The organism is Aquimarina litoralis (assembly GCF_039523995.1).
In the GTDB taxonomy this organism is placed as follows: Bacteria; Bacteroidota; Bacteroidia; order Flavobacteriales; family Flavobacteriaceae; genus Aquimarina; species Aquimarina litoralis.
This window is the reverse complement of record NZ_BAAAGE010000001.1, coordinates 969,652-996,333: the sequence shown is the minus strand read 5'-3', so window position 1 is coordinate 996,333 and position 26,682 is coordinate 969,652. Positions and strand designations below refer to the sequence as shown.

Annotated in this window: 24 protein-coding genes; 8 read left to right on the top strand and 16 right to left on the bottom strand. The window is 31.5% G+C overall.

Features of this window, described 5'->3' with window-relative positions:
• The first annotated feature begins 157 nt into the window (after positions 1–157).
• The 3 genes from ABD077_RS03850 (at position 158) to ABD077_RS03840 (ending at position 2,258) form a co-directional block, all read left to right on the top strand.
• Entirely contained in the window at positions 158–1,210 is a 1,053-nt protein-coding gene (locus ABD077_RS03850) for a 2Fe-2S iron-sulfur cluster-binding protein (RefSeq protein ID WP_343910678.1), read from the top strand.
• A gap of 70 nt (positions 1,211–1,280) precedes the next feature.
• Entirely contained in the window at positions 1,281–1,496 is a 216-nt protein-coding gene (locus ABD077_RS03845; RefSeq protein ID WP_343910676.1) for a BLUF domain-containing protein, read from the top strand.
• A gap of 354 nt (positions 1,497–1,850) precedes the next feature.
• A complete protein-coding gene (locus ABD077_RS03840; RefSeq protein ID WP_343910674.1) occupies positions 1,851–2,258 on the top strand; it encodes a response regulator in 408 nt (135 codons plus the stop codon).
• A gap of 4 nt (positions 2,259–2,262) precedes the next feature.
• On the opposite strand, the gene ABD077_RS03835 is transcribed toward ABD077_RS03840, so the two are convergent.
• Together ABD077_RS03835 and ABD077_RS03830 are read right to left on the bottom strand one after the other, a co-directional pair.
• Entirely contained in the window at positions 2,263–2,703 is a 441-nt protein-coding gene (locus ABD077_RS03835) for a response regulator (protein WP_343910672.1), read from the bottom strand.
• Positions 2,678–6,700 carry a CheR family methyltransferase gene (locus ABD077_RS03830; RefSeq protein ID WP_343910670.1) on the bottom strand — a complete coding sequence of 1,341 codons (4,023 nt, stop codon included), beginning with the start codon at positions 6,698–6,700 and terminating at the stop codon, positions 2,678–2,680. The genes ABD077_RS03835 and ABD077_RS03830 overlap by 26 nt, the downstream gene beginning before the upstream one ends.
• A gap of 310 nt (positions 6,701–7,010) precedes the next feature.
• Between ABD077_RS03830 and ABD077_RS03825 the strand changes: the two genes are divergently transcribed.
• The 4 genes from ABD077_RS03825 to ABD077_RS03810 are packed head-to-tail and all read left to right on the top strand — an operon-like array spanning position 7,011 to position 10,771.
• The gene (locus ABD077_RS03825) at positions 7,011–9,227 is read left to right on the top strand and encodes an ATP-binding protein (protein WP_343910668.1); all 2,217 of its coding nucleotides are present in this window, start codon (positions 7,011–7,013) and stop codon (positions 9,225–9,227) included.
• Positions 9,220–9,621 (top strand): response regulator, encoded by a 402-nt coding sequence (locus ABD077_RS03820; RefSeq protein ID WP_343910666.1) that lies wholly within the window; start codon positions 9,220–9,222, stop codon positions 9,619–9,621. Before ABD077_RS03825 ends, ABD077_RS03820 begins: the two co-directional genes overlap by 8 nt.
• Before the next feature lie 11 nt (positions 9,622–9,632).
• Positions 9,633–10,172 (top strand): response regulator, encoded by a 540-nt coding sequence (locus ABD077_RS03815; protein WP_343910664.1) that lies wholly within the window; start codon positions 9,633–9,635, stop codon positions 10,170–10,172.
• Entirely contained in the window at positions 10,172–10,771 is a 600-nt protein-coding gene (locus tag ABD077_RS03810; RefSeq protein WP_343910662.1) for a biliverdin-producing heme oxygenase, read from the top strand. Before ABD077_RS03815 ends, ABD077_RS03810 begins: the two co-directional genes overlap by 1 nt.
• On the opposite strand, the gene ABD077_RS03805 is transcribed toward ABD077_RS03810, so the two are convergent.
• From ABD077_RS03805 to ABD077_RS03790, 4 genes are all read right to left on the bottom strand, one after another.
• The gene (locus tag ABD077_RS03805) at positions 10,758–11,837 is read right to left on the bottom strand and encodes a glycosyltransferase family 9 protein (protein WP_343910660.1); all 1,080 of its coding nucleotides are present in this window, start codon (positions 11,835–11,837) and stop codon (positions 10,758–10,760) included. The genes ABD077_RS03810 and ABD077_RS03805 overlap by 14 nt on opposite strands.
• A 10-nt stretch (positions 11,838–11,847) precedes the next feature.
• Entirely contained in the window at positions 11,848–12,456 is a 609-nt protein-coding gene (locus ABD077_RS03800) for a DUF4254 domain-containing protein (RefSeq protein ID WP_343910658.1), read from the bottom strand.
• Between the two features lie 178 nt (positions 12,457–12,634).
• Positions 12,635–12,838 carry a DNA adenine methylase gene (locus ABD077_RS03795; protein ID WP_343910656.1) on the bottom strand — a complete coding sequence of 68 codons (204 nt, stop codon included), beginning with the start codon at positions 12,836–12,838 and terminating at the stop codon, positions 12,635–12,637.
• Positions 12,839–12,966: 128 nt separating this feature from the next.
• The gene (locus ABD077_RS03790) at positions 12,967–13,887 is read right to left on the bottom strand and encodes a DUF6427 family protein (protein WP_343910654.1); all 921 of its coding nucleotides are present in this window, start codon (positions 13,885–13,887) and stop codon (positions 12,967–12,969) included.
• 113 nt (positions 13,888–14,000) lie between these two features.
• On the opposite strand from ABD077_RS03790, the gene ABD077_RS03785 reads away from it, so the two are divergent.
• Complete coding sequence (locus tag ABD077_RS03785) at positions 14,001–14,231, top strand: DUF6341 family protein (protein WP_299609030.1); 231 nt, start codon at positions 14,001–14,003, stop codon at positions 14,229–14,231.
• A gap of 77 nt (positions 14,232–14,308) precedes the next feature.
• On the opposite strand, the gene purD is transcribed toward ABD077_RS03785, so the two are convergent.
• From purD to ABD077_RS03735, 10 genes are all read right to left on the bottom strand, one after another.
• Entirely contained in the window at positions 14,309–15,580 is a 1,272-nt protein-coding gene (purD, locus tag ABD077_RS03780; RefSeq protein ID WP_343910651.1) for a phosphoribosylamine--glycine ligase, read from the bottom strand.
• A gap of 95 nt (positions 15,581–15,675) precedes the next feature.
• Positions 15,676–16,983 carry an O-antigen ligase family protein gene (locus ABD077_RS03775; RefSeq protein ID WP_343910649.1) on the bottom strand — a complete coding sequence of 436 codons (1,308 nt, stop codon included), beginning with the start codon at positions 16,981–16,983 and terminating at the stop codon, positions 15,676–15,678.
• Positions 16,984–17,014: 31 nt separating this feature from the next.
• Positions 17,015–18,367, bottom strand: coding sequence for an exopolysaccharide biosynthesis polyprenyl glycosylphosphotransferase (locus ABD077_RS03770; RefSeq protein WP_343910647.1), 1,353 nt, complete (start codon positions 18,365–18,367; stop codon positions 17,015–17,017).
• A 6-nt stretch (positions 18,368–18,373) separates the two neighbouring features.
• Complete coding sequence (locus ABD077_RS03765) at positions 18,374–19,354, bottom strand: UDP-glucuronic acid decarboxylase family protein (RefSeq protein WP_343910645.1); 981 nt, start codon at positions 19,352–19,354, stop codon at positions 18,374–18,376.
• A complete protein-coding gene (locus tag ABD077_RS03760; protein ID WP_343910643.1) occupies positions 19,351–20,670 on the bottom strand; it encodes a UDP-glucose dehydrogenase family protein in 1,320 nt (439 codons plus the stop codon). The genes ABD077_RS03765 and ABD077_RS03760 overlap by 4 nt, the downstream gene beginning before the upstream one ends.
• A 90-nt stretch (positions 20,671–20,760) precedes the next feature.
• Positions 20,761–22,101 carry an undecaprenyl-phosphate glucose phosphotransferase gene (locus tag ABD077_RS03755; protein ID WP_343910641.1) on the bottom strand — a complete coding sequence of 447 codons (1,341 nt, stop codon included), beginning with the start codon at positions 22,099–22,101 and terminating at the stop codon, positions 20,761–20,763.
• A gap of 71 nt (positions 22,102–22,172) precedes the next feature.
• The gene (locus ABD077_RS03750) at positions 22,173–23,306 is read right to left on the bottom strand and encodes a glycosyltransferase (protein WP_343910639.1); all 1,134 of its coding nucleotides are present in this window, start codon (positions 23,304–23,306) and stop codon (positions 22,173–22,175) included.
• A gap of 10 nt (positions 23,307–23,316) precedes the next feature.
• The gene (locus ABD077_RS03745; RefSeq protein WP_343910637.1) at positions 23,317–24,402 is read right to left on the bottom strand and encodes a hypothetical protein; all 1,086 of its coding nucleotides are present in this window, start codon (positions 24,400–24,402) and stop codon (positions 23,317–23,319) included.
• A 101-nt stretch (positions 24,403–24,503) separates the two neighbouring features.
• Complete coding sequence (locus ABD077_RS03740; protein WP_343910635.1) at positions 24,504–25,304, bottom strand: glycosyltransferase; 801 nt, start codon at positions 25,302–25,304, stop codon at positions 24,504–24,506.
• A complete protein-coding gene (locus tag ABD077_RS03735) occupies positions 25,294–26,682 on the bottom strand; it encodes an O-antigen ligase family protein (protein ID WP_343910633.1) in 1,389 nt (462 codons plus the stop codon). The genes ABD077_RS03740 and ABD077_RS03735 overlap by 11 nt, the downstream gene beginning before the upstream one ends.

Genomic DNA, 26,682 nt, shown 5'->3' with positions numbered 1-26,682 from the left:
CATAAGTTTTTTAGGTATATAAATTTATCCCAAAACCACTCTATGGTGTTTTGCATTTAGTATTTTTGCGCAAAAATTAATATTGAGAAATTAGAATTCTAATATGCTCATCTGAAAAACCTTAAAAAGTTTTCGACTTACTATTTACTTTATTGCTATGTCAGATTTTCACACACTAACTATCAAAGATATTACTCGCGAAACTCCTAAAGCTGTTTCTATTGAATTTGATATTCCCAGCACGCTGTCCGATGCGTACAATTTTATCGCAGGACAATATATTACTATTAAGACCGTAGTAGATGGGAATGAAATAAGAAGAGCTTATTCTATATGTTCGGCACCCAAAAGTGGATCTCTTCGTGTAGCAGTAAAAGAAATTGAAGGAGGTACCTTTTCTTCGATCGCTAATAATAAACTAAAAATTGGTGATACTCTGGATGTGCATACTCCAGAAGGTTCTTTTCTATTGGAATCTAATCCAAATGCTCAAAATCATTATGCAGCGTTTGCAGCAGGAAGTGGAATCACCCCAATCATTAGTATGATCAAATGTGTTATGGAAGAAGAGCCTAATAGTAGCTTTGTGTTAGTATACGGTAATCAAAATCCAACAGAAACTATTTTTCACAAAAAGCTTTTAGCACTACAAGCCAACTATCCAAATCGATTGTTTATAGAGTTCTTTTATAGTAGAAGTCAGGAAGACGGCGCTCGTTTCGGAAGAATAGAAAAGTCTACCATAAATTTTATCACTAAAAATAAGTTTAAGGATACTACTTTTAAAAGTTTCTACCTATGCGGTCCAGAAACTATGATCAACACAGTTACTGAGGTTTTAACCGAAAATAATATCGCCAACGAAGACATACATTTCGAATTATTTACCAGCAGCGCGGAAACAACAGAAATAGAAGCTGATTTAGATGGTCAAACAAAAATTACGATATTGGTTGATGACGAAGAGTCGTCTTTTGTTATGGATCAGAAAAAAACCATTCTGGATGCTGCTCTAGAAGAAGATATAGATGCACCGTACTCATGTCAGGGAGGAGTTTGTAGTTCTTGTATATGCAAAATAACCGAAGGTAAAGCGGTAATGGGTAAGAATAGTATACTTACCGATGCTGAACTAGAAGAAGGATTAGTATTAGCATGCCAGGCATATCCAACATCATCTACGATAAAAGTTGATTTTGATGATGTTTAAGAGTATCTTTATATAAAGATCTTTACTCGGTCTTTTTATAACATTAAACCACTAATTACATCATCTTTTTATGGCTCCATTGGCTTGTGTCCTGTATTTAAGTATTGAAAACGAATCTTTTAATGAGACCTCTTTAAAACATTTAGTTTACAAAGCACAAGAAGAAAATAAAAATCACGGTATCACGGGATTTCTTTACTACAAACAAAATCACTTTTTTCAATATTTAGAAGGAGCACCTGATGATGTAAATACTTTACTAGAGAACCTGAAAAAAGATACATGACATAAAATTTTAGAGTGTATTTATGATGATCAATTTCATGCAAGAAGGTTTCCGAATTGGAATATGGGCGATCTAAAAACCAATCAGTTAATGCAAATCAAGTTTGAAGACCTAATCATCGAAAACTTACTGTACAGAAAGGTCCGTAACAATTCTCCCATTACGATTGAAAACCATAATCTTTGGAAGCTGATTGATAATTTGGCTTTCTTTCAAAATTCGGATATGTAGCAACAGAATTATTGTTTTTTATCGATAAAATTTGTTTTTTATCGATATTTTGTGTTTCTTATATTTTCCCTTTCTTGGAAAAAGGACACAACAACTATCTTTCTGATAATAAAAGTAATACAGATGTTTATCGTAATCAACAACAACAAAATATCCAACTTTTTTCTAGCACAACATATAGAAAAATCCCATAATATATCAAAAGGGTTGTTTTTTGAAAACACCAAGGATGCTTGCGATTATCTAACTCCTCTACACACTATTATTTCAAAGCCTGTGTATATATTAATTAATAAAGATATGCCCAATATTAATGGTTGGGAATTCTTAGAAAAATGTGCTTGCGCAGAAAATAACAACGACTATATTCATATTGTGTTAATGACTAAGAATGAACTTGATATTGAAGAAGAGATAAAAATCAATAACTATCCTAACGTTACAGCAAGCAACATTTCTGAAATTGACAATTTATTTATCGATGATTTTGTAAATAAAACCTATAAATCAACTTTATTAAAAACTGTGTAATTTTTTACGCATCTACAATATGAAAATCTGGATTACTAACATAGAATTCATATACTCTTTTTAATGTCTTTTCTTCTAATGGTTTTTCTATAAAATCATGCACTAATTCTTCTTTTTCGAAAGCTTTTATTCGGTCCTTTTCCCAATTAGAAGTTGTAAGAAATGCTAATAGTATATCTCCTCTCCTTTCTTTAGGTAGTTTAGCATATTCTTCTAAAAACTCAAAGCCATCCATTTTAGGCATATTGATATCCAGAAAAATAACATTGGGACGTGGAAACTCGTCTTCGCCGCCCTCGAATTTTCCTGTTCTATTTAAATAATCTAACGCTTCCAGACCATTATAAGCCTCAAAAACTTGATCAGCAACTCCACTAATTTCTATCAATTTTTTATTATAAAAATTAGTGGATTTACTATCATCTACCAGCAGTATGCAATTCATCTTTTTCATGTTTCTTATCTAAAGTTAATTTGGCAATGGAAAAATAAAAGGAAGAGCCCTTATCCGAAGCGGATTTTACCCAAATTCGTCCATTATGATTATCTACTATCCTCTTGCAATTCGCTAATCCGATACCAGTACCTTCGTATTCTTCCTGGCTGTGTAAACGTTTAAAAACTTCGAATATCTTTTCGTGATATTCTTTTTTAATTCCAATTCCGTTATCCTTTACAAAAAACTGATAATCTCTTCTTTTGGGCTCAGAACCAATCTGAATGATCGGTGCCACATCAGGTTTTCTATATTTTAGACTATTGGAAATTAAATTCTGAAATAACTGACGTATCTGAACCGTATCACAAGTAATTTCGGGGAGTTTTTCTACCAAAATTTTTGCTTTATTATCATCAATTGTTTTTTGTAAATCCTGCAAAATTTCTTTTACGATTTGATTCAAATCTACTGTTTCAAAACTTAGGGATTTATCATCTAACTGAGAGTACTGTAACAGATCATTGGTAAGTGTGATCATCCTACCAGAAGCATTTTCTATAAAATCTAAATAGGTGTGACCATTTTCATCCAGAACCTCACTATACTCTTGCTTAAATAATTTTGTAAAACTAGTCACCGTTCTAAGCGGTTCTTTAAGATCATGACTTGCTAAGTAGGCAAATCGTTCCAGCTCTACATTAAGCTGTTTCATTTTGTTTTCGGACTGTTTCTTGCTATGAATATCGATAAGGGTTCCTACAATCTTTTGTATATCTCCGTTTATTTCTTTTTGCGCTTTAGCATTTACTCTATACCATCGATATCCATCATTTTTCGTCTTAATTCGAACATCCTCGTCTAATCCTTCTTGTTCCTCTACCTGTTCCTCTAGACTCTTTCTAAACTTGGTAATATCTTCGGGATGAATTAGATTGATAAACGAAGAAAAAGATAGTTTTAATGATTTAGCATCATATCCTAATAGCTGGTAGAATTCTTTGGACCACCAAGCTTTATTTTTTATAAAATCACTCCATTCCCATAAGGCCGCACGATTTCCTTTTATCGCTAATTGTAATCTAGATTCACTTACCATCAGCTTCGATTGCAAACTTTTTACCTTATCTATATTCTGAGCTAATCCTAATACAGATATTACATCGCCATTTTCATCACGTTCGTTGACCTTATCAGTAGCATAAATCCATATAGGTTCCTTAGAAATCTTATGTTTTATCCTATACTCCACTTCCAAAATCTCACCATCATTTAGTGACTTTAGCCTTTTATGGTGCTTTTCAATAGCTTTTAAATCATCTGGATGAAATAATTTTTCCGCTAGATTCGCACCCAATTTTCTAATTTCATCTCCAGTATATCCTGCAATTTTAGCAATATTATCGCTTGAATAAATATTTTGTTTTTTTACCAAATCATAGATATAGATAATCCCTGGATTGGTATCTATCAGGTGTGTTAAAAACTCATTGGCTCTTGCTGTTTCCTTTAATGCAGTTTTGGTTTCATGGATATTTATAAAATTAATCACCACTCCTCTAATCACGTGTTCTTGGTTCCTATACGGGAAGATCTGCATAGAAAACCAAGTGCCATCTGCACTTTGCACTTCTCTTTTATACGATTGTAACGTATTAATTACTGTTTTGGACAATTCCATTAAATCTTGTCCTCCTAGCGTACCTGAAAAATGATGGATAGGCCTACCTATATCTTCTACTCTCAACTGAAAATGTTGATGAATCGCTGGCGTAAACTTCCTGATATTAAAATTACGATCCAGAAACACTGTTCCGATATTTACATTTTTAATCAGGTTTTCGATATCAGAATTAGATTCTAAAAGTTGTGTGTTTTTTTCCTGTAATTCGGCATTTACAGTATGTAATTCTTCATTTAAGGATTGTAATTCTTCATTAGTACTTTGTAACTCTTCATTCGATGCCATCAACTCTTCATTGGTTGCCTGCATCTCTTCATTCGTAGTTTCCAGCTCTTCTATCGTAGACTGAAGATTCTCTCTGGTTTCTGTCAATGCCTCTTTTAACTCTTCTACCTCTGCTGTTTTAGCAAAAACCGATGGCACTACATTTTCTCCTAAATCGTTTAATTCTATTCCTTTCTGTTCAAAAAATAAGATCAGATAGCTTTTTTTATATACCGAACCTAAGCTTAACTCCTTAACAACAAGTTTAATTTCTTTTAGGATATCCTCTTGCAAAATTTTTACGATTCGTTCTATAGAGTTGGAATTATTATCACTCTTCCCTATTTTTCTGATCATAGTGGTTAGAGGGATTGCCAATTCGTCCGGCAACATTTTCATCAAATTATTGGTAAATCCTTCCTCTGGAAATTCGATATATTTTTTCAATTTCCCAGAAGCTTGTATAATTTCAAAACCTTCATCAACGCAGGCACAAACCACACCTAAATCTTCCATTAACATAGAATTAATGGACTTAATCATTTTATCAAAAACCTTTTCCTTTTTACCACCATTACGTGAGTCGATAGCATTGACACCTATTTTCCAAATATCATTATTGTACTGACTTACGAGTCTGCCTGGTTTTAGGTTTCTATATATTTTCCATTTCGAACTAACCTCATCAAAGTTTTTATCTAGTAATCCGATATTTTCAGAATTTCCTATGAACAGATATCCCTTTTCATTTAAAGCAAAATGAATACTGGTTAATACTTTCAACTGAATTTCGCTATTCATGTAAATCAACATATTACGACAAGACACCAAATCCATTTTATTAAAAGGAGGATTTTGTAATATATCATGTTTAGAGAATATGATGTTACTTCGTATCGCAGGGTTAATTTGATAAGAGTTCTCTGTTACTGTGAAATACTTATTTAATAGTGTTTGAGGTATCTCAGAAGCGATACTTTCCTTATATACTCCTTTAGAAGCAATATCTACCGCTTTTTCATTAATATCCGTAGCAAATATCTTATACGAACCTTTTTGTTTTGTTAGATAAAAATACTCTTCTAATAGTATCGCTATAGAATAGGCTTCTTCTCCTGTAGAACAAGCCACTACCCAAACCTTAATAGGTTCATCGCTACCCTGTTTCGCTCTAACAATATTAGGGATCACCTTTTGTTTCAGTTCATCAAATGCCTCTTGATCCCTAAAAAACTTAGTCACTCCTATTAAAAATTCTTTTGCTAAGATAAATTTCTCCTCAGGATACTCGTAGAGATAATTAATATAGTCTGCAACTGTCTTATTTTTAGTAATACTCATTCTTTTTGCCGTCCTTCTAAACAAGGTTGGCTTTTTATAGGAGAGAAAGTCATACCCTACATAACTTTTGATCATTTTAAGAATTCGTTCTAAAGATTGAGCACCTTCTATATGATCATCGACAGAACTGATATTAAAGCTATCATGAGCTACAAAATCCACCAATTCTGCTGGCATTTCTCCTGGCGATAAAACAAAATCTGCTAACCCTTGAGAAATGGCACTTCTTGGCATCCCATCAAATCTGGCACTTTCAGGACTTTGTACAAACAAGGTTCCTCCTACCTCTTTAATCGACTTTGCTCCTTTGGTACCGTCCGAACCTGTACCCGATAAAATAAAACAAATTGCCTTATCCCTTTTTTCTACAGCTAGTGATTTAAAGAAAATATCTACCGAAAAATTCATCTGATTGTTTGGTGGTCTTTTCGTAAGTACCAAATAACCATCTCTAATGATAATGTTTTTATTTCCTGGAATGAGATACACATGATCCGGTTTCACTTTCTCATTTCTCTGAGCTTCTGCCACCTTCATTTTAGTATGTCGCGAAAGGAGTTCGGGCATCAAACTTTTGTAATCTGGAGATAGATGTTGTACAATCACAAAGGCAAAACCAGTGTCGGACGGACAATGATCAAAAAATTCTTCTAATGCTTTTAAACCACCGGCAGAACTTCCAATACCTATAATAGGAAATGATTGATTAGTACTCATCTCATTTCCTTTATTCTCAGATTTTACCATAGAAAATAAATCGACAAAAATTAATGTTCAAAAAATCGGGGTAAGTATAGTAATTTAGATCAGAGATCTTACCCTAAGATACTAACTTTTATCCTAAATTTTTATTAACATTTTAAAATTTACGGATAAACCTTACTATTATTGATGAATAAGCATTTATAGAGAATTAAATCATTTATTTTCTAAAGCAGGAAAACAGAATCACAAGGGAATTTTCCGTCAACATAATTTGTTTTTTTATTTCAAGATTATTCATACTTTTAAAAATAATTTATCAAAAATGTCAACTTTTTCTCCTTCACAACTTTATCCTAAAAAAATTGACCTTACCAATTGTGATAAGGAACCTATTCATATTATAGGAAACATACAAAAAAGAGGGTTTCTCCTGACTTGTAGTTTCGAAGAAAGGAAATTGTTACGTTATAGTCAGAATATAGTCGATTTATTTTCGATTGGTGTAGACGCTATTTTTAATGAACCCATTGAATTTTTATTCGAAACTCACAATATCGATATCCATGCTATACTAAACAAATTAGAAACAAAGGATGTTGTATACCAAGAAGTTCATATTAATAAAGCGCCGATAACTCTGATTACTCATAAAAATGCTACTGAATATATCATTGAACTAGAACCAAATTCGATTGCATTAAATCCTTTTGAATACCAACTTCAGTTATCGGAAATAGCTACAAAAATTAATACAGAGAAGAATATCTCTGAAAAATGTAACTCAGCAGCTAGGTTGATCAAACAATACCTTGGATATGATCGTGTTATGATCTATCAGTTTGATGCGGATTGGAATGGAAGCATTATTGCCGAAAGCAAAGAGGAACATTTAGAAAGTTGGCTAGGATTGCATTATCCATCAACAGATATACCACAACAAGCGCGTAAATTATTTCTAAAGCAAGGAGTGCGAATTATTGATGATGTCAATGAAATTTCTACTCCGATTATCACAAATACGAAAAATATTGATCTGCCTCCTTTAGATTTATCCAAATCAGAACTAAGAGCAGTATCTCCTATACATATTGAGTATCTCCAAAACATGAAAGTTGGTGCTACTCTAACAGCTGCCATTGTATTTAATGACACTCTTTGGGGACTTATTGCTTGTCATCATTACAGCCAGAAGTTTATCAATTTTTACCAGCGTTTAAGCTGTAAATTCTTAGCACAGATTTTCTCTACGAGTCTTCAATTAGACTCTAAAAACAACGTTTTAGACCAAATACAAAAGAGTTCTATTACGCGAAGTGTCTTAATAGATCAAATTACCAGAGAAAAAGACATCGTATTAGGATTATCCAGATTTGATATTACTCTTAATGATCTTACGCACTCTACTGGAGCTGCTATTTGTATCGATAATGATATTACGTTAATTGGTACTTGTCCTGAAATTGAACAAATAAGAGATCTTATCAACTTTATTAGTGAACAAACAACTGAAAATTTTTATCAAACTAATTCAATTAGTAGAGCGTTCGAAACAGCTAAAGCGTATAAAAATATAGCCTCTGGAGTACTATGTCAATTTATATCTAAAGCTAAAAAAGATGCGCTCATTTGGTTTAAGCCAGAAGTTATTCAGAATGTAGATTGGGCTGGTAATCCAGAAAAGGCTGTTTCTATAGATGAAGACGTTCACTTGTCGCCTAGAAAATCTTTTGAAAAATGGTCTATAGAACAAGAAGGAATCTCAGAACCTTGGACCGATAACGAAATAGCCGCAGTAAAAAGTCTTAACAAAAGTATCTCTGATATTATTATCGAAAAATACAATGAAGTTAAGGAGTTGAATGCTCGCCTAAAAATGGCGTATGATGAATTAGAATCCTTTAGTTATAGTGTATCCCATGATTTGCGTGCTCCCTTAAGAGGTATAGATGGTTTTGCACACATCATCAAAGAAGAATATTTTGATAGTTTGGATGATTTTGGAAAAAACTCTGTAAAAACGATTATCGATTCTGTAGAAAAGATGAATACTTTAATCGATGATATTCTAGAGTACTCTGGTCTTGGAAAAAAGCCTGTAGAATATAGGCATTTTTCACTTATAAAACTTACCAAAGACCTGTTAGTAGATCTCGAAAATATATATCCAAATGTTCAGGTGGAAATACAGGAAGCTATGCCTGACCTAAAAGGTGATAAAACAATTACCACTCTTTTAATCAAAAATTTATTAGAAAACGCTATGAAATATTCCTCTAAGAAGGAAAAACCTTTGGTAAATATTGGCCACTTAAAAGATACAATTTATTACATAAAAGATAATGGAATAGGTTTCGACATGAAACATCAAAAAACCATTTTTGGTGTGTTTAATAGACTGGTAAATGATGAATATAGTGGTTCGGGTATTGGCTTAGCCATTGCTAAACGGGTAGTCGATAAACACAAAGGTAAAATCTGGGTAGAAAGTAAACTCAATGAAGGAACTACGTTTTATTTTAATTTAAAGTCTCATGAATAAACAACATCACATACTTTCGGTAGAAGATAATCCAAACGATGTCATGCTTATGAAGAGAGTTTTTGCAAAAAATACTCCCGACCATAAAGTACATTTTACACCTAGTTCTGATGAAGCCTTAGATTATCTAGCGTCTAAATACCAAGAGGAAAATCTTCCAAACTTAATCTTATTGGACATAAAACTTATTAGAGGGAATGGATTGGATTTATTAAACGATTTAAAAAGAGATAGTAGATACCAGCATATACCTGTAGTAATGCTAAGTTCTTCGGATAGAGAAGATGATAAGCAAAAGGCAAGAGCATATGGATGCGATGATTATGTAGAAAAACCTAGAACATACCTAAAACTAAACGAAGAGTTGCCAAAAATAGTCAATAAATGGAGTTAAAACTGTAAACAATGATCCAAGAAAAGTTTAAAATATTAGTTGTAGAAGACAATATCAACGATGCTTCGCTTATAGAATACCATCTAAATAAGATTTTAGAAAAACCTGATATTCGCAAAGTCGATACATTCGAAAAATTTACACAAGCTGTACATTTTTTTGATCCGGACGTGATTATTTCTGACTACAAACTAAATGGTTTTACTGGTATGGAAGTATTGGATTATGTAAATAAAGAAACGACTATACGCCACTTTATATTTGTAACTGGAACTATTTATGACGAGGAGTTAGCCGCAGAAACTATTCTTAGTGGTGCTACAGGTTATATCCTAAAAAAACATATAAAATCCCTCTCTACAAAGCTTTTGCCTTATTTTCAAAAGATTGCGAACAGTAAAAAAGCCGAAACCTTACCTGCTGGTCATGAAAAAACATTAGAAGCCATGCAAATGTTTATCGAAAATGCTAAACGAGATAACGAAGCCATTATGCAAGGATATCTAGAAATGAAAAAAACATTAGAGAAATATAATTACCTAAAAGATTAATGCTGTCATTTTTAAAAAAAGAAACCGATCAGCTTCATAAAGAAGTAGAAAAAAATAGTTTGGCCCGATTTATATTAGATCAATCCATTACTGTAGAAAAGTATACTCATTTCTTACTACAGAATTATTACAGTTATTTGGAAATAGAACAACAGCTAATAGCAAATAAGCAATTAGCTCCTGATACATTGTTATCTTTTATTTCTAATGAAAAAAGTGATGCTTTGCACAAAGACATAGCCTATTTATCGGATCATGATCTATTGAATGATGAAGAATTTTCATTTTCTGTGTCCTCGACTGCGGCGCTTATTGGAGCGCTATATGTGATTGAAGGTTCTATGCTAGGGGGTTTATTAATTTCTAAACGCTTGAAAAATTGTAAGCATTTAGAAGAGGTAAAAGAGTTTCATTTTTTTGGAAAAAATCCGGAACAATCATTAACCCGTTGGAAAACCTTTACGAAAGTAGTAGAAGAATTATCATTCTCTGAAGAACAGCAACAACACGGTGCATTAGCTGCTAAAAATGCATTTATGTGTTTTAAAAAATATCAGAATGTGGATTATGCACCGTCAACAACAATTACAAGTTTTTGATGGCTTCAACCACCGTTTCTGGTTGGATAGAATACATTACTTTTTCGTATCCTGGAGGGAACTTATTGCCATAGATAGAAGTAGGAATTTGATCGTATTTTGCAAGATTGGGTAATATTGCGTTTTCCATAGGCTGCCCAAAAGGCATAAAACCAGCAAAGGGATGCGTTACACCCCAAAGTGTGATGGTAGGAATTCCGAACATAGCTGCTAGATGAGCATTACCACTATCCATTGATAGCATTCCATCCAAATTACCGATAAGTTTTAATTCATCTTCAAAAGATAACTTACCTGCCACATTGATCACATTTTGGTACTTACTTTCGATATTATTTAAAATCGCTATTTCCTTTTTACCACCTCCAAACATTAGGATCTCATAGGTATTTTCACTATTTAGTTTTTCTATTACTTCAATCAGTAGTTCTAATGGATATACCTTACTTTGGTATTGGGCAAACGGTGCTATCCCAAGCCATTTTTTGCCAGAATTCTTTGTGAGCTCAACTATTTCTGGGGTTAACGCAGCTTTTTCTGGAAACGAATGATGATCTAAATCGATGGGATATCCCAACTTTTCAAAAACGTCTGCATATCGTTGATGGGTTGTTTTTAGTTGCTTGAACTCTTTGTTTTCAGATCTGGTCAACGCTTTTTTCTCAGCTCTTCCCTTATCTATCTGTACTACTTTGATTCCTCTTAACGCAAAGAAGTTTTTTAACACATTAGATCTTAGCACATTATGCAAATCAGCCACTGCCGTAATTCCTGTCCTTCTAAGTTCTTTAGAAAGCTTTGATAACCCAAAAATTCCTTTGTGTTTTCCAGTAACATCTGCATGATATACGTCTACATTTTCTATATCTGAAAAAATAGGTTCGAAAAATTTTCTTGTAAGTACCGTAATTTTAACATTAGGATATGCCGCGCGGAAAGCTCGTAATACAGGAACTGTCATGGCTACATCTCCCATAGCAGATAATCGAATCACAAGAATATGTGCATCAAAGCCCTTCTTAGAAAGGGCTTTACTATTTTCTTGTATGTTCTTTTTTTTGCTCAAAAAAAGGATGTTATTTTTCTCCTCGTAATACAGGATTTAGCTCATCATCATTATACATTTTCATCTGCTTGTATACTTTCATATACTTATCACCATTTTCAATATCACTTAGTAAAGTATCGATTGCTGTAGAAAGATCTACTTGTTGTTCTAATAATACATCATACTTTTTCTGACACGCTTCTTTATGCGAATCAGAGGCTCCTTCTCTTACTGTTTCCTCATGCATATGATATACCTTTAGTGCTAGAATTGATAAACGATCAATTCCCCAAGCTGGACTTTCGGTATTAATAGTAGCATCTTCTTTGGCAACTACTTCTTTATATTTTTCTAAAAAATAACTATCGATATACTCCACCATATCAGTTCTATCCTGATTAGAGGCATCAATCTGTCTTTTTAGCTTTAAAGCTGCTACTGGATCAATTTCTGGATCTCTGATAATATCTTCATAATGCCATTGCACAGTATCGATCCAACATTTGCGATATAACAAATGCTCTATTTGTTCCGATTTGCTATCGTAAGGATTAGAGAATTCTTGATCCACATGATCCTTCACATGATACTTTTCTATAACTTCTTTAAAAATTTTATTTGCTTTATTTGTAAACATGTTGTTTTATTTTTCTAAGATGTATAAATATTCTTTAGTTACTGAGGCTTTATGATTTCTATTTTCGTTATTATTAAATCACATCCCCGATAAAGCTCCATTATTTGTTTTATTTTTTGGTGTCGCCATCAATCCTTCATTATTATAACTAAGGAAAACATATTCGAATTTAGCATTTTTAATTAGCTATCCATAAACTGCTAATACCTTCACTTTTTACAATAGTTGGATCTTTGATATGATGGTAACACGTTTTTCCAACGGGCACAAAGGTATCATATTTTGCGATAGTATTTAAAATATGATAATTTGATCCATATTGCCTAAAATTATAAGGTGAATCCAGATATAAAATATCTCCTCTGATAGATTTAATAAACATACTACTATCCTGAAATTTAGCATCATCCTCCCAGATAAACTTTTTAATTACAGAAACTTGAAATGTTACTTTTTTGTAGGCTTATGCTAGTATAGAATTATATAGGATAAAAATTTAATAAACATCACTCAAAACAATAGGATAACAAATGGCAATAGAAGAAATATCCAAATATTAATTTCTTTTACAAGTTTACCTTGATCCATCTCCAGATAAGTAGTACCTATAATTGCCAATGGAGCTGTCACGAATACTATTTCTGAAGTGTTTTTATTTGGAGCGATCGCTATAATCGCCAAAGCGATTATCCATTGTGATATAATTAATCTTAAAATGGGTTTCAGTTTTGTCGACTTTCGGTTAAACCTTAAAAAGTATATGGTAAAGAAAAACAAGGCACATATGGCAATAACTCCTACAGAAAAAACGCTTTGTTGATTTATATAATTGTTAAAGGAAAATGATATTGGATCTACATAGTCAAAAATCGTAAAAATATTGTCATATACTAATAAAGTAAAGCAATTAGAAAGTACATAAGTAGCTATTAAAGAAATTCCTGGTATGAGCCAGTTCCGATAATTTTTGGGTTCAAAAAACAGAATACCTAAAAACACAAAAATCATAAAACCAATACTCCAAAAATAGGCTACAGATGCCAAACTTATAAAGAGAGAAGCGTCTAAAATTTTAGATTTTATATGTTTCCCATTTCTAAGACTAAGTGTACTTCTAATACCTAGAATTACCAATAAATTAGCTAATAAAATATAAGGGTTGATCAGCGAATTGGGTAATAAAGCTGTTAGAAAAGCAAAAAGTAATATGGTGTTTGTACTTTTTTGGGTTAAATCGTTTTTCTGAGTAACTAAGTTTAATACTAGCATTGCCAAAATATAGACAACACTACCTCCTAAGAACATTAGAATACTGATATAATCTAGACTAAAATCTGTTTTATAATACGCTGTTACGTATAGCAAAAACATATATAAGCCTACTATTATAAAATTTATCGGTTTTGATTTACTAAAAAAGCTTGATAACACTACTATTTTTTATATTTTTGCGTCAGACAATAGATTATTGTTTTGAACTATAATATTACTAATTTATAAAAAGTTTTTTGTTAGCTTTTTATAATGAAAATGAAGATCATATTATGAAAGATTTTTTTGAAGCTATACAATCTTTATTTGTAGATGTACTTTTTGCACCTCTTGATGCTCTTAGAGCTTTAGAATTAGAAAGTTGGACTGCAGCTAATATTATAAACTGGTTATTTATGTTAATCGGTTTTGTAGCTTTTCTTTATTGGATGAAGGAGTTGAAAAAATTTAATGACAACAATGAAGAAGATAGAGACCCTAAGGCTCATTCATTTTTGGATTAAATTATTTACATACGAACTAAAAAAGCTCAATGTTTATTTACATTGAGCTTTTTTTATTCATTATTTCTATACCTGTTTTATAGATCGAATCCTAGATCTTTTCTGTAGTACATTTTTTCGAAATTAAGTTTTTCAATACTTTGATATGATTTTTCCAAAGCTTTTCTAAAATCATCATCAAAAGAAGTTATTGCTATTACTCGCCCTCCATTTGTTACTACTTTATCATCTGCTATGGTAGTACCTGCATGAAAAACAATAGAATCTTTTATTTTCTCAATACCTGTAATTTCTTTTCCCTTTTCATATGCTTCTGGATAGCCTCCAGAAACTGTCATCACCGTAGTAGCGCTTCTTGGATCAATCTCAACATCTATTTTGTCTAATGTCTGGTTGGACACATGATTAAAAAGAGAAACCAAATCAGTTTTTACTCTTGGTAATACTACTTCAGTTTCTGGATCTCCCATTCTTACATTGTACTCGATTACCTTTGGATCATCACCAACCTTTATCAATCCTATAAATATAAACCCTTTATAATCTATTTCTTCCTTAGCAAGACCATCTACGGTAGGCTTAACTATTTGTTCCTCTATTTTTTTCATAAAAGAACTATTCGCAAATGGAACTGGAGAAATAGCTCCCATACCACCAGTATTTAATCCAGTATCTCCTTCTCCAATACGCTTATAATCCTTTGCAGTTGGTAGCGTGATATAGTTTTTACCATCGGTTAATACAAAGACGCTTAACTCAATTCCATCAAGAAACTCTTCTATGACTACTTTTTCGCTTGCTGCTCCAAACTTCTTGTTTGTGAGCATGTTTTCCAGCTCTGCTTTAGCCTTATCAATATCCTGAAGAATAAGCACTCCTTTTCCAGCGGCAAGCCCATCAGCTTTTAAAACATAAGGAGGTTGTAGTGTTTCCAAGAATTGCTTTCCTTCATCAACGGTATCCGATATAAAGCTCTGATACGCAGCAGTTGGAATATTATGTCTAAATAAAAATTCCTTGGCATATTCCTTACTTCCTTCTAATCTTGCTCCTTCTTTAGAAGGGCCTATAAGAGCAATATTTTTAAGATCATCATCTTCAGCAAAAAAATCAGCTATTCCTTGTACTAATGGATCTTCTGGACCTACAACAACCATTTCTATGTTCTCTTTCAATACCAGGTCTTTAATTGCTTTAAAATCGGTTACAGCAATTGATACATTTGTTGCGATAACTGCAGTTCCTGCATTACCTGGTGCTACAAATAACTTCTCACATAAATTACTCTGAGCAATTTTATATGCAAAAGTGTGTTCTCTACCTCCAGATCCTAATACTAAAATATTCATTGTTTATGGGTTATTGTTTTGGCTAATTTTTACAGGCCTCAAAAATAGTTTATTAACTACTGTCTTACTAATTATTTTAAAAGCTATTTTAATATTTATGACGCTACCAAATTATTACGGATGATCCTGCTACTAAGAATACTTCTCTTCTTAAGTAATAATGGCATAACTATCGAAAAAAATACAACTCCATTAAACCGAACCAGCATAGATTCAAAGACAAGTGAAATAAGAAGAATCAGAAAAACAGAAAACTCATTTCGACTTCTTCTCATTCGAATCGCAAGGACAACAAAAATACCACAGAGTACCATGACTCCAATGATTCCGGTTTGTAAAAATGTTTGAAGAAATTGGTTATGGGCGTTGTACTTATTTTCCAAATTATACGTATAATTCAGCTCATTATACTTTTTAATCAAAACATCATTAGCATCTCCTATACCATACCCCAATAAAGGTGCTTCTTTTATCAGTTTAAAACTTGCATCCCATGATAATAACCTTGCTTTCTCTGAAGTAGAATTGGAATGCACGATAGAAATACCAAAACTTTTAACCTTTGCATAAAAGTCAAATACTCTTGGGTTATTAAGAAAAACCATTACTCCCAGGAAAAACATAATGATCATAGTATGTTTTCTACTTCTATCAGGAATATTAAAAATAAGTAGTAAACACATCATAAATAATATCAAATAGGCTGCTATGGAAGCTAGTAGAAAAAGATATAAAAATAATATTACTACGATAGTTGTTCTAAGTCTCGTTTCTAAACTCTTTTTTAAATAAAAACTCAATACCAGTAATATATATAGCGAGAGATAGCTGGGGTTTATTAACTTAGAAAACTCGTTCTTTATCAAATAGTTCCACCCGTTCAATATTGCATCTAAAAACGAGGTAAGATCCTTTATGGATACCTTAGCTATTAAGCCTTCTTTGATAATGGATGCGGAATTATTTAAAGCAATTGATAAATTGACAAAAAAAGAAATAATCAACCCTAAAAGTAAAAAATCAAATAATTTTCTAACTGAGGAAGCATCCTCTTTTACAAAAAGAAAAATCAAGGGAAATAAGAGTAACGAGACAGATCTTTGCAATACGTCTAATCCATATGAAAGATTATCTGTATAAATCAAACTTAGCACCATGACTATAAAGTACAATGGAAACAGTAATACAATTTTATTATCTAAGTCAAACTTTCTTCTTGACCTAAATATATTTACAACACCAAGTATTATTGAAACTATAAAAAAAGGAGTTGGAAGGTTAATTCCTAAAGGTAGTAACAAAAATGCTATGTAAAGACTGTTCCAGAAAATTGTAAGTACAATATCATCATCATGTTTATAAAACATTTCTGAAAGCTCTATTATCTTTTTGCTAAACCTCATTATTATTCTTTCATCAAATGATAACAACTATTTAATATGCCTTTTCCTGACCTTTAATTAGATTAGCTATGGTGTCTAAAATTATTTTAGAATCCAGTAATAACGACCAATTTTCTATATAAAATATGTCGTACTTAATACGATTCACAATATCTTCATCATTCTCGACCTCACCTCTATATCCTTTTACCTGAGCCATTCCTGTTATTCCGGGTTTTACAGAATGTCTAAAAACAAAATTGTATTTATCAATTCTTTTACCGTAATCTTTGGTATAAGAAATCATATGAGGTCTAGGACCTACAACTGACATATCCCCAAAAAACACATTAAAAAATTGTGGGAGTTCGTCTATACTCGTTCTTCTAATAAATTTTCCTATTTTGGTAACACGAGGATCGTCTTTTTTTACCTGAACCAAATCCGAGAAATTTTCATCTCTCATAGATCTAAATTTATAACATACAAATTCTTTATAATTTATACCATTGCGTCTATGTCTATAGATTAATGGACCTTTTGATTCAAACTTAATTAAAACATACAACAAAGGAATTAACCAAGACAGTATAAAAACTATAATGGTTAAAGAAAAAACAATATCAAATCCTCTTTTTATTGCTCTATTTGTAGCGTTATTTAATGATACTTCTGGGATTGAAAGAACTGGTAGATACTCATAATAATCTGTTTTCAATCGTTTAGAAAATATTCTTTGTGAATTTGGTATAAACTTAAGAACACAATAATTCTGATCAGCATATTTTACATATTCGTTTACATCTTCATCCGAAATCTCATCTATCGAACAATAGATTTCATCTACGTCTTCATTCTTTAAGAACCTAAAACTATCTTCTATCTTATTTGTCAATTCATCTGAAAATACTTGCAAGACCTGGTACCCTAGATCTTTTCTTTTCTCGAAAAACACATTTAGTTGTTGTGCACTTTTGTTATTTCCAATAATTACAACTCTTCTATTGTTTCCCCCAAGATAAGAGCGATATCTTTTTAATGCATAATAAGTAATAACCTTAATAATACCAATAGAAAAGATAGCAATTGATACAAAGTAAAAAGTGTCTTTTATAGAAAAAACGTTTATTTTAAGTATCCCAAAATAGGCGAAAAGAAGTACAAGAACGAGTAAACCTTGCCTTATTAAAAGAGAAATAATAGTTAGTACTTTGGTAAACCTATATACTTCATAAAAATTTAATAAATACGCAGATATATACCATGTAAACGATAAAAACAGATATAATTGATTATTCGCAATCTCATTTAAAAAGAAGAAGGAAGAGGTTAATACAATGATTAGATCAATTACAAGAAGTATTGGTCTTATTAAGTATGAGTATCCTCCTCTTTTGTGGTGCATTTATGATCAGGAATAAGATGAAAAATCCTTATGCTCACTTCGATATAACTCTTCTTCTGAAAGGCTTTTGAAATATTCCAGTGTGCGTTTCATTCCTTCTGATCTATCAATTTTAGGTTCCCAATCTAAAATCTCTTTTGCCCTTGAGATATCTGGTTGTCTTTGCAAAGGGTCATTAACTGGAAGCGGTTTGTATATTACTTTTTGGTCCGTTCCGGTTAGTCCGATTATCTCTTCGGCAAAATCCTTTATTGTAATTTCATTAGGATTACCAATATTGACAGGAAATACATAATCGCTAAATAACAATCTGTAAATCCCTTCTATCAAATCATCTACATAGCAAAAAGAACGAGTTTGGGAACCATCTCCGAAAACTGTTAAGTCTTCTCCGCGCAATGCTTGCCCAATAAAAGCCGGAACAACTCTTCCGTCATTCAATCTCATTCTAGGACCATACGTATTAAAAATTCGTACGATTCTTGTTTCTACTTTATGATAGGTATGATAAGCCATTGTTATTGATTCCTGAAATCGTTTAGCCTCATCATACACTCCACGAGGTCCAATAGTATTTACATTACCATAATAATCTTCAGTTTGTGGATGAACCAGTGGGTCTCCATACACTTCACTTGTAGAAGCAATCAATATTCTAGCATTTTTTTCTTTAGCTAATCCTAAAAGGTTATGTGTTCCTAATGAACCAACCTTTAGTGTTTGTATAGGGATTTTAAGATAATCTATGGGGCTTGCAGGAGATGCAAAATGCAAGATATAATCTAAATCACCAGGAACATGAACAAATTTTGAAACATCATGATTATAAAACTCGAAATTTTTAAGTTTGAATAAATGCTCGATGTTTTTTAGATCTCCAGTTATTAGGTTATCCATAGCAATCACATGATAACCTTCTTTTATAAATCGATCACAAAGGTGCGATCCTAAAAAACCCGCTGCTCCTGTAATTAAAATTTTTTTCATGATATAACTTTTACATCTCTTCTCCCAATGGAGAAGTATGTGATTTCTTCTTTTTCCATATCCATAAGATCATATAAGTTTCTTCCATCAAAAATAACAGGATACCTTAAACTATTCTTTATCTTATTAAAATCAGGAGTCCTAAATATACTCCACTCTGTGCATATCACTAAAACATCTGCTCCTTCCAATGCATCATACATAGATGTTGAAAATGTAATCCTATCTCCATATCGGCGAGAAACATTATCCATAGCCTCTGGATCAAAGGCTCGTACCGCTGCTCCTCTATCTAATAAACTCGATATAATATCCAATGATGGAGCTTCGCGAATATCATCCGTCTCTGGCTTAAATGCAAGACCCCAAATAGCAAACGTCTTCCCTTTTAAATCACCATCAAAATACGATTCAATCTTGGGAAGTAAGGACAACTTCTGCTTTTGATTAACATCAATAACCGACTCCAAAATCTTAAAATCATAGCCATCCTCCTTACCCGATTTATGCAATGCCTTTACATCCTTTGGAAAACAGGAACCCCCATAACCAATACCAGGAAATAAAAATCGCTTACCAATCCTAGAGTCTGTACCCATACCTATACGAACCTTATCTACATCTGCCCCTACCTTCTCGCAATAATTAGCAATCTCATTCATAAACGTAATCTTGGTCGCTAAAAATGAATTCGCAGCATACTTTGTAAGCTCTGCAGACTTCTCATCCATAACTATGATCGGATTCCCTGACCGTACATAAGGCTTATATAACTTCTTCATAAGATCCGTAGCTCGCTCAGAAGAGGAACCTACAACGATACGCTCTGGCTTTAGAAAATCATCCACCGCAAATCCCTCTCTTAAAAACTCTGGATTCGATACTACATCAAAATCAAACTTGGAATTCTTTAATATCGCTGCTCTAACTTTCTCTGCTGTACCTACAGGAACCGTACTCTTGTCTACTATAACTTTATAACCTGAAAGAAGCTTACCTATCTCATCTGATACGCCTAATACATAAGACAAATCAGCCGAACCATCCTCATCCTCCGGAGTAGGTAATGCCAAAAAAATAATGTCACCATGATCAATACCTTCTTTAAGTGAGGTGCTAAACTGCAATCTATTCGCCTTTATATTACGCTCAAAAAGTACATCCAAATGAGGCTCATAGATCGGAACCTCGCCATTGCGCATCCTTTCTACTTTGTTTTCATCTATGTCTACACAAACTACCTCATTACCCGTCTCTGCCAAACAAGTACCCGTTACCAAACCAACATAACCCGTGCCTATTACTGATATTTTCATGTAAGAATAAAATTAGGATCAAAAATCGTGTTTTATAATGATTTTTCAAGCCTTTTGAATAAAATATTATGTTTAATACTTTAATAATTTTTAATAGGCCTTTTCCTCGCCTCTAAAAACATTAATAATTGTTTGTACAATTATATAAATATCCAGTAGTATCGACCAGTTTTCTATATAAAAGATATCGTATTTAGTTCTGTTAACAATATCTTCTTTAGTTTCAATACCTCCTCTATATCCTTTGACCTGAGCTAATCCGGTAATACCAGGTTTTACTAAATGCCGAACCATATATTTTGAAATTGTAGTGCCATACAATTCATTTTGCTTCCATAAATGTGGTCTAGGACCAACAACCGACATATCTCCGAACAATACATTAATAAACTGAGGTAGCTCGTCTATACTTGTTCTTCTAATAAATTTTCCAACTCTAGTAGTACGAGGGTCATTTCTAGTAGCAGAATTTTCGGAAACTGAATTTAAATGCATTGATCTAAACTTGTAACAAAAAAAACCTTTTTCTTTTATTCCAGGTCTATTTTGCTTAAAAAACACCGGACCTTTACTTTCTAGTTTAATGATGATTGCAATAATCGGAATCAGCCATGAAAGAATACCAATCATTACTATTAAAGCTAAAACAAAGTCAAAAAGTCTTTTTGCCCAACTCTTTACTGGATCATCAAGAGGAATTTCTCTTAAAGAAATTATTGGAACTAAATCATAGTAATTAAGATGTAAATTTTTAGAAAATATCTCTTTAGTATCTGGTATGAACTTCAAGCTTTTCATTTGAACATCACAGAAGTCAATATACTTTTTCACCATATCATCATTTAACTCATCTAATGAACAATAGATTTCGTCAATCTCCTTGTCCATTATATAGTCAAAACTTTGTTCAATAGTTCCTATTTTATTTGTTATCTCTTGATTTGTAAAAAAACCTTTGTATCGATAGCCATATCCGGGCATCGTATTAAAAAAATTTGTTAGTTTTTTTGTGGATTCATTTGCGCCAATTACAATAACACTTCTATAATTACTGCCAGTAATAATTCTATATCTTTTAAAAATTTCATATAGAAAAATTCTCCAAATATTTAATGTTATAAAAAGCCAAATAAAAAAGCCTAAAATACTAATCCAAGGAATATCAGATTTAGAAAGGTATAGATAACTTGTAATTAATAAAACCAGAATTACTGTTTGCCGAAATAATAAAGCTATAATATCAATAATTTTGGTAAAACGATATACTTTATAAAATGAAAGTAAAATTGACAGCAAGATCCAAAATAAAACAAAAAAAATCAGATCTTTAATACTCCTTGTTAAAAGAAAAAATGACAATAAATATATAATCAATAAATCAATACAGTATAGTATAGGGCGAATATATTTAGAATATCGATTTTTATTCATGGAATAGTATATAGCTGTTTACGTGCTATTAATTCAAACGAATAAAAGTAAATAGAATTATCTAATTATGATTAAATACGTGCATATTTTTGGTATATATCTTCTATTAAACCTATATTCTCTTGTAAATTAAATCCCTTTTGAAACAATTCTTTAGAATTTTGTTCCATTTCATTTCTCAAATTTTCGTTTGTATATAAAAGATAAATCTTTTTTGACATTTCAACAATATCATTATTTTTAATTACATATCCATTGTACTCATTTATTACTAAGTCCCTGTTTCCATCACAATCTGTAACAACACATGCCTTTGATAACGCCAAACTTTCTATAATTGAATATGGCAAACCTTCATATCTAGCTGTAGAAATATACAACTTAGATTTAGAAATTATTTTAAAGATTTCTTTTCTATCTATCCATTTGACTAAGGTAATATTGTTCTCTAGATTATATTCATTGATCAATTGTTCTACTTTTTTCAGATTAGGGTAGTACTCCCCAACTCCCATCAAAACTAGATGGATCGAAGGAATATCATTTCTTAATTCTTTTATAACCTCAATCATCATTTCAATATTCTTTTGATACGATGGTCGACCAACAGTACATATATAATCATCTGGCCAACTTACCGGATACTTAATGTCATTTTCTAGATTTTCTATGGGTAATATAGAGTTGTTAAACAACTCTGTTTTTTCCTTTTTATAACCTACTTCTTCCAATCCTCTTTTCAATTCAGATCTTGAGGATGCCACTAAGACGGAATTTATGTTTTTTAAGAATTTTTCTATATTCAAAATCATCCATTCCTTAAAACTATTGTTCGTACTTAAATAGGAATATGCTTGTGGAGTATGTAAAATGGTTACTTTATAAAAAACAGAAGCCATTCTTGCTATAAGCCCTCCTTTTGCGCTATGTGCATGCACAATATCTGGCTTTTCATCTCTAAAAATTTTTGCTGTATGAATAATTGATCTAATGTCATTAATAATACTAATATCCCGTAAAATAGGGATCTTATAGTCTTTTACCTTTTTTTTATTTATATCGACATATGCCCTAGAAGTATCTTTTCGACCATGAATAACAAAGCTATCATATACTTCAGCATCAATATTTTCAAGAATTAACCTCAAAGACACATCTACTCCACCAACAGAATTTAATACGTGACCAACTTTTATTTTATCCATAAAATTTTATTTATTCTATTTCCTTTTGATTTTTTAAAAGAAAAATTAGAAATATTCCAAAACAATATACGCCTACTTGCCTGTGCAAATAATTCTCTACTAACCCCAAAAGTACAAATGAAACAACCAATGAAAATGAAAAAAAATCATTCCTGTTACTCCAAAAAGTGCTTCCAAAAACTAGAACAAAAAAAAGTAAACCTAAAATTCCCGAGACTAGTAAAAAATCTAGAAATTGATTATGTGTATTATATTTTATAAATAAAAACCAATTTTTCTTTTCTTCATTATCTATACTTGCTTTATAACAATGTAATAGTTCTTTCTCTTGTAAATTATATGATGCCAATCCATTCATAAAATTATAACTGTCATTCTTAGTGACTTTGTAGACGCAAGGCCAAATAACCATTCTAGGCTCCCAAATAGCTAAATTTTCTATAAAAGAATTATTCTGGTCTTTGTAAAAAAATCGATTCTGCAAATTCTTATTTATCATAAAAAACCCAGTAATCAACAATACTCCACAACCTAATATCAATAGAACTCTTCTCGTATCAAGTATTTTAATTATATACAGAAAAGCAATTATAACAATTGTAATTATGGCAATCCTAGCCGCAATCATCAAAACAAAAACAAATAAGACCAAAATATTAATTGATAGAAGCTTTCTATAAGATTGCAACAGGTCTAAGGAAAGTATAAAACTTAAAACACAGAAAAAAGCAATATAAACTCTCTCGAGAATTAAAACTTCATTAATTGCTTTTCCAGAACTAAAACTAAAATCTCCCGAATCATATATGAATATAAAAATAGATACCAACGAAATAACAACAGCTAAGAATATTCCTGATATAAAAACTAATTTTAAAGTACTTAAGTAACTCTTTAATGGCACAGCCAAGATAAACAACGCGATTGGAAGAAATAACTTTCCAAGTTGAGATGTTTCGGATTTTAGATCACCAAATCCTAAAATATTAAAAGTAAGATACAGTATTAATATTATATATATGTAAACAGTTTGGTTTTTAAAATCTTCTTTTTTAGCCGTTTTAAGACAAAATGGAAATAAAACAGATAGTGTCACCAAAATAATATTGGGCAAAGATGTTGCTAAATCGCTAAAAGGAAGTGAAAACAGAAGAATACAGAACAGGCCTAAATAAACTTTAATAAGTAACGATTGTCTCACTTTCTTATAATCGATTTTATTCTATTACTAGCCGTTCTAGATATTAGAAGTAATAAAATGTTTCTGATTAAGCCATAGCTGGGGTACCACCCTAGATAGTAATTTTCCAAAATGACTTTTATTCTACTTTTTACTTGTCTTTTTCTTTTTAACGAAGATATTGAGTTTGGGTCTACTACATAATCCATCAAAACCTCAGGATAATTTTCCGACTTATATTTTTTTACTATACTCATAAAAAAAGCATAGTCTTCTGCTGCTGGATAGGATACAGGATAAAGACCAATTTGAGACAAAATAGCACTTTCAAAAACTACTGAAGGGTGAATGAATGTAGTGTTTAAATAGATCTTTTTTTTTATCTCATTATAGTATACAGGGTGCTTTTCTATGTAAATAAAATTTTCCTTATCATCTATAATATTTGCCCAAGTACCTAACAATTTTACCTCTTTATTAGCCTCTAAATAAGTAATTTGTTTTTCAAGTTTGCCTTTATGAAATCTATCTCCACAATCCAGTCTACCTATATATTTATAATCCCTCTCCAAAATGTTTTGTAAGCCCATATTTAGCGCATTCTCTATTCCTCTATTTTTTGGAAGAACGTCGTATATAATTGTACCTCGATCCCCATATATTTTATACGCTTCATCAACCTGCAATGGTTCTTTTATGCTTCCATCGTCAACAATCATGAGATCCACAGGAAATGATTCTTGTATAGAATTAATAGCATCAATTAACCCTAACCTATTTTCATAATAAGGAATTAAAACAACTATTTTAGCAGACATTTGTTTTATTTTTTTCGTGAAATTTATAAAAAAAGCAAAGTAATGCTAAACATAACCAAACACCATACATTCTAAATGAATCTATCTGCATCCAATTTAAAACATAACCTCCCAAAGAAACAATTATTATGGTACTAACTACCTTATTTTTTGGATCTTTTTTAAGTTCATTAGCTTGATAGAAAAAAGCACTGATAAATCCTAAAAATAATAATAAACCGATCGTACCTGTCTCTGCCAAAATTCTGGTATACATATTGTAACCTGGGGGGAATGATTTTAATTTTTCATTAAGATATTTTCGATCAAACTCCCAATTGTTTTTGACTGCCCAATATGGATATTTATGTTTTGCATGATAAGCTTGTTGTCCATACCCTACTCCAAACACAGGGTTTTCTTTATATATTAACAAAGATGTATACTGTATTCCTAACCGTGATTGATTAGAATAATTGTTATTAACATTTGTGAAATTTAAGGAGGTTGCTTTTTCAGATATGAATTTTTCTAGAGTCTTGTAATTAACTATAGATAAAATCAAAAACGAAGCTATGAATATTTTTAACCCGTTCATAATAAGATTATGATACTTCTTTAAATGAAATATTTGAACTAAAAAAAGTAGTAGTTGAAATAAAATTACTACTAAAGATGTTCTAGAACCAGAAGCAATAGCTAAGAAAAGAACTAAAAAAGAAGGTATAAATCTTTTAACCCCTTTTTGCGTTATAATATATGAAAACATCCAGGCAGCAACTGTAATTAAGTACATGGCCAAAGCAGGTGGTTCATAAGTAATTGAACTCAACCGGTGACTATTATAATCTAAACGAGGATTAACAAAAGGCAAGTAATCAAATAAAGCTATGATGGGAATTAGCCGAGTAAATCCAGCTCTAAGAATCAACACTTCTAAAACCGAATAGGCGGATACTATAATCAATGAAAATAAAAAAATTCTTCTAATTAATCTTAATATTTTATCCTTTCCTACATAGCCCATTACATTATAAAACAAAGCGAAAAACAAAACACTAGATAGCATCAAGGAAAAGCATTGTCGTAAAAACCTATTATATCCTGATGTTTGTTTAAAAAAACTAGTACTAATGGTTGGCAAATTAATTATAAAGCCTATCATAATCCATAAAAGAAACATAAGAAATATATGATAGGTAAAACTAGAAACTGGAAAACTTAATTTTCTTGTCCAAATAAATCTAAAAAACAAAAGTAAAACCCCAAATATTAATATTAGTGCATTAGCATCTTGACTAAACTCACCCATAAAAGATAGGCCTTTATATGAATTAAAGGGAATTAAAAACAAGCCAAAAATAAAAGCCTGAATAATAATCTTTTCTAGGTTTTTCAA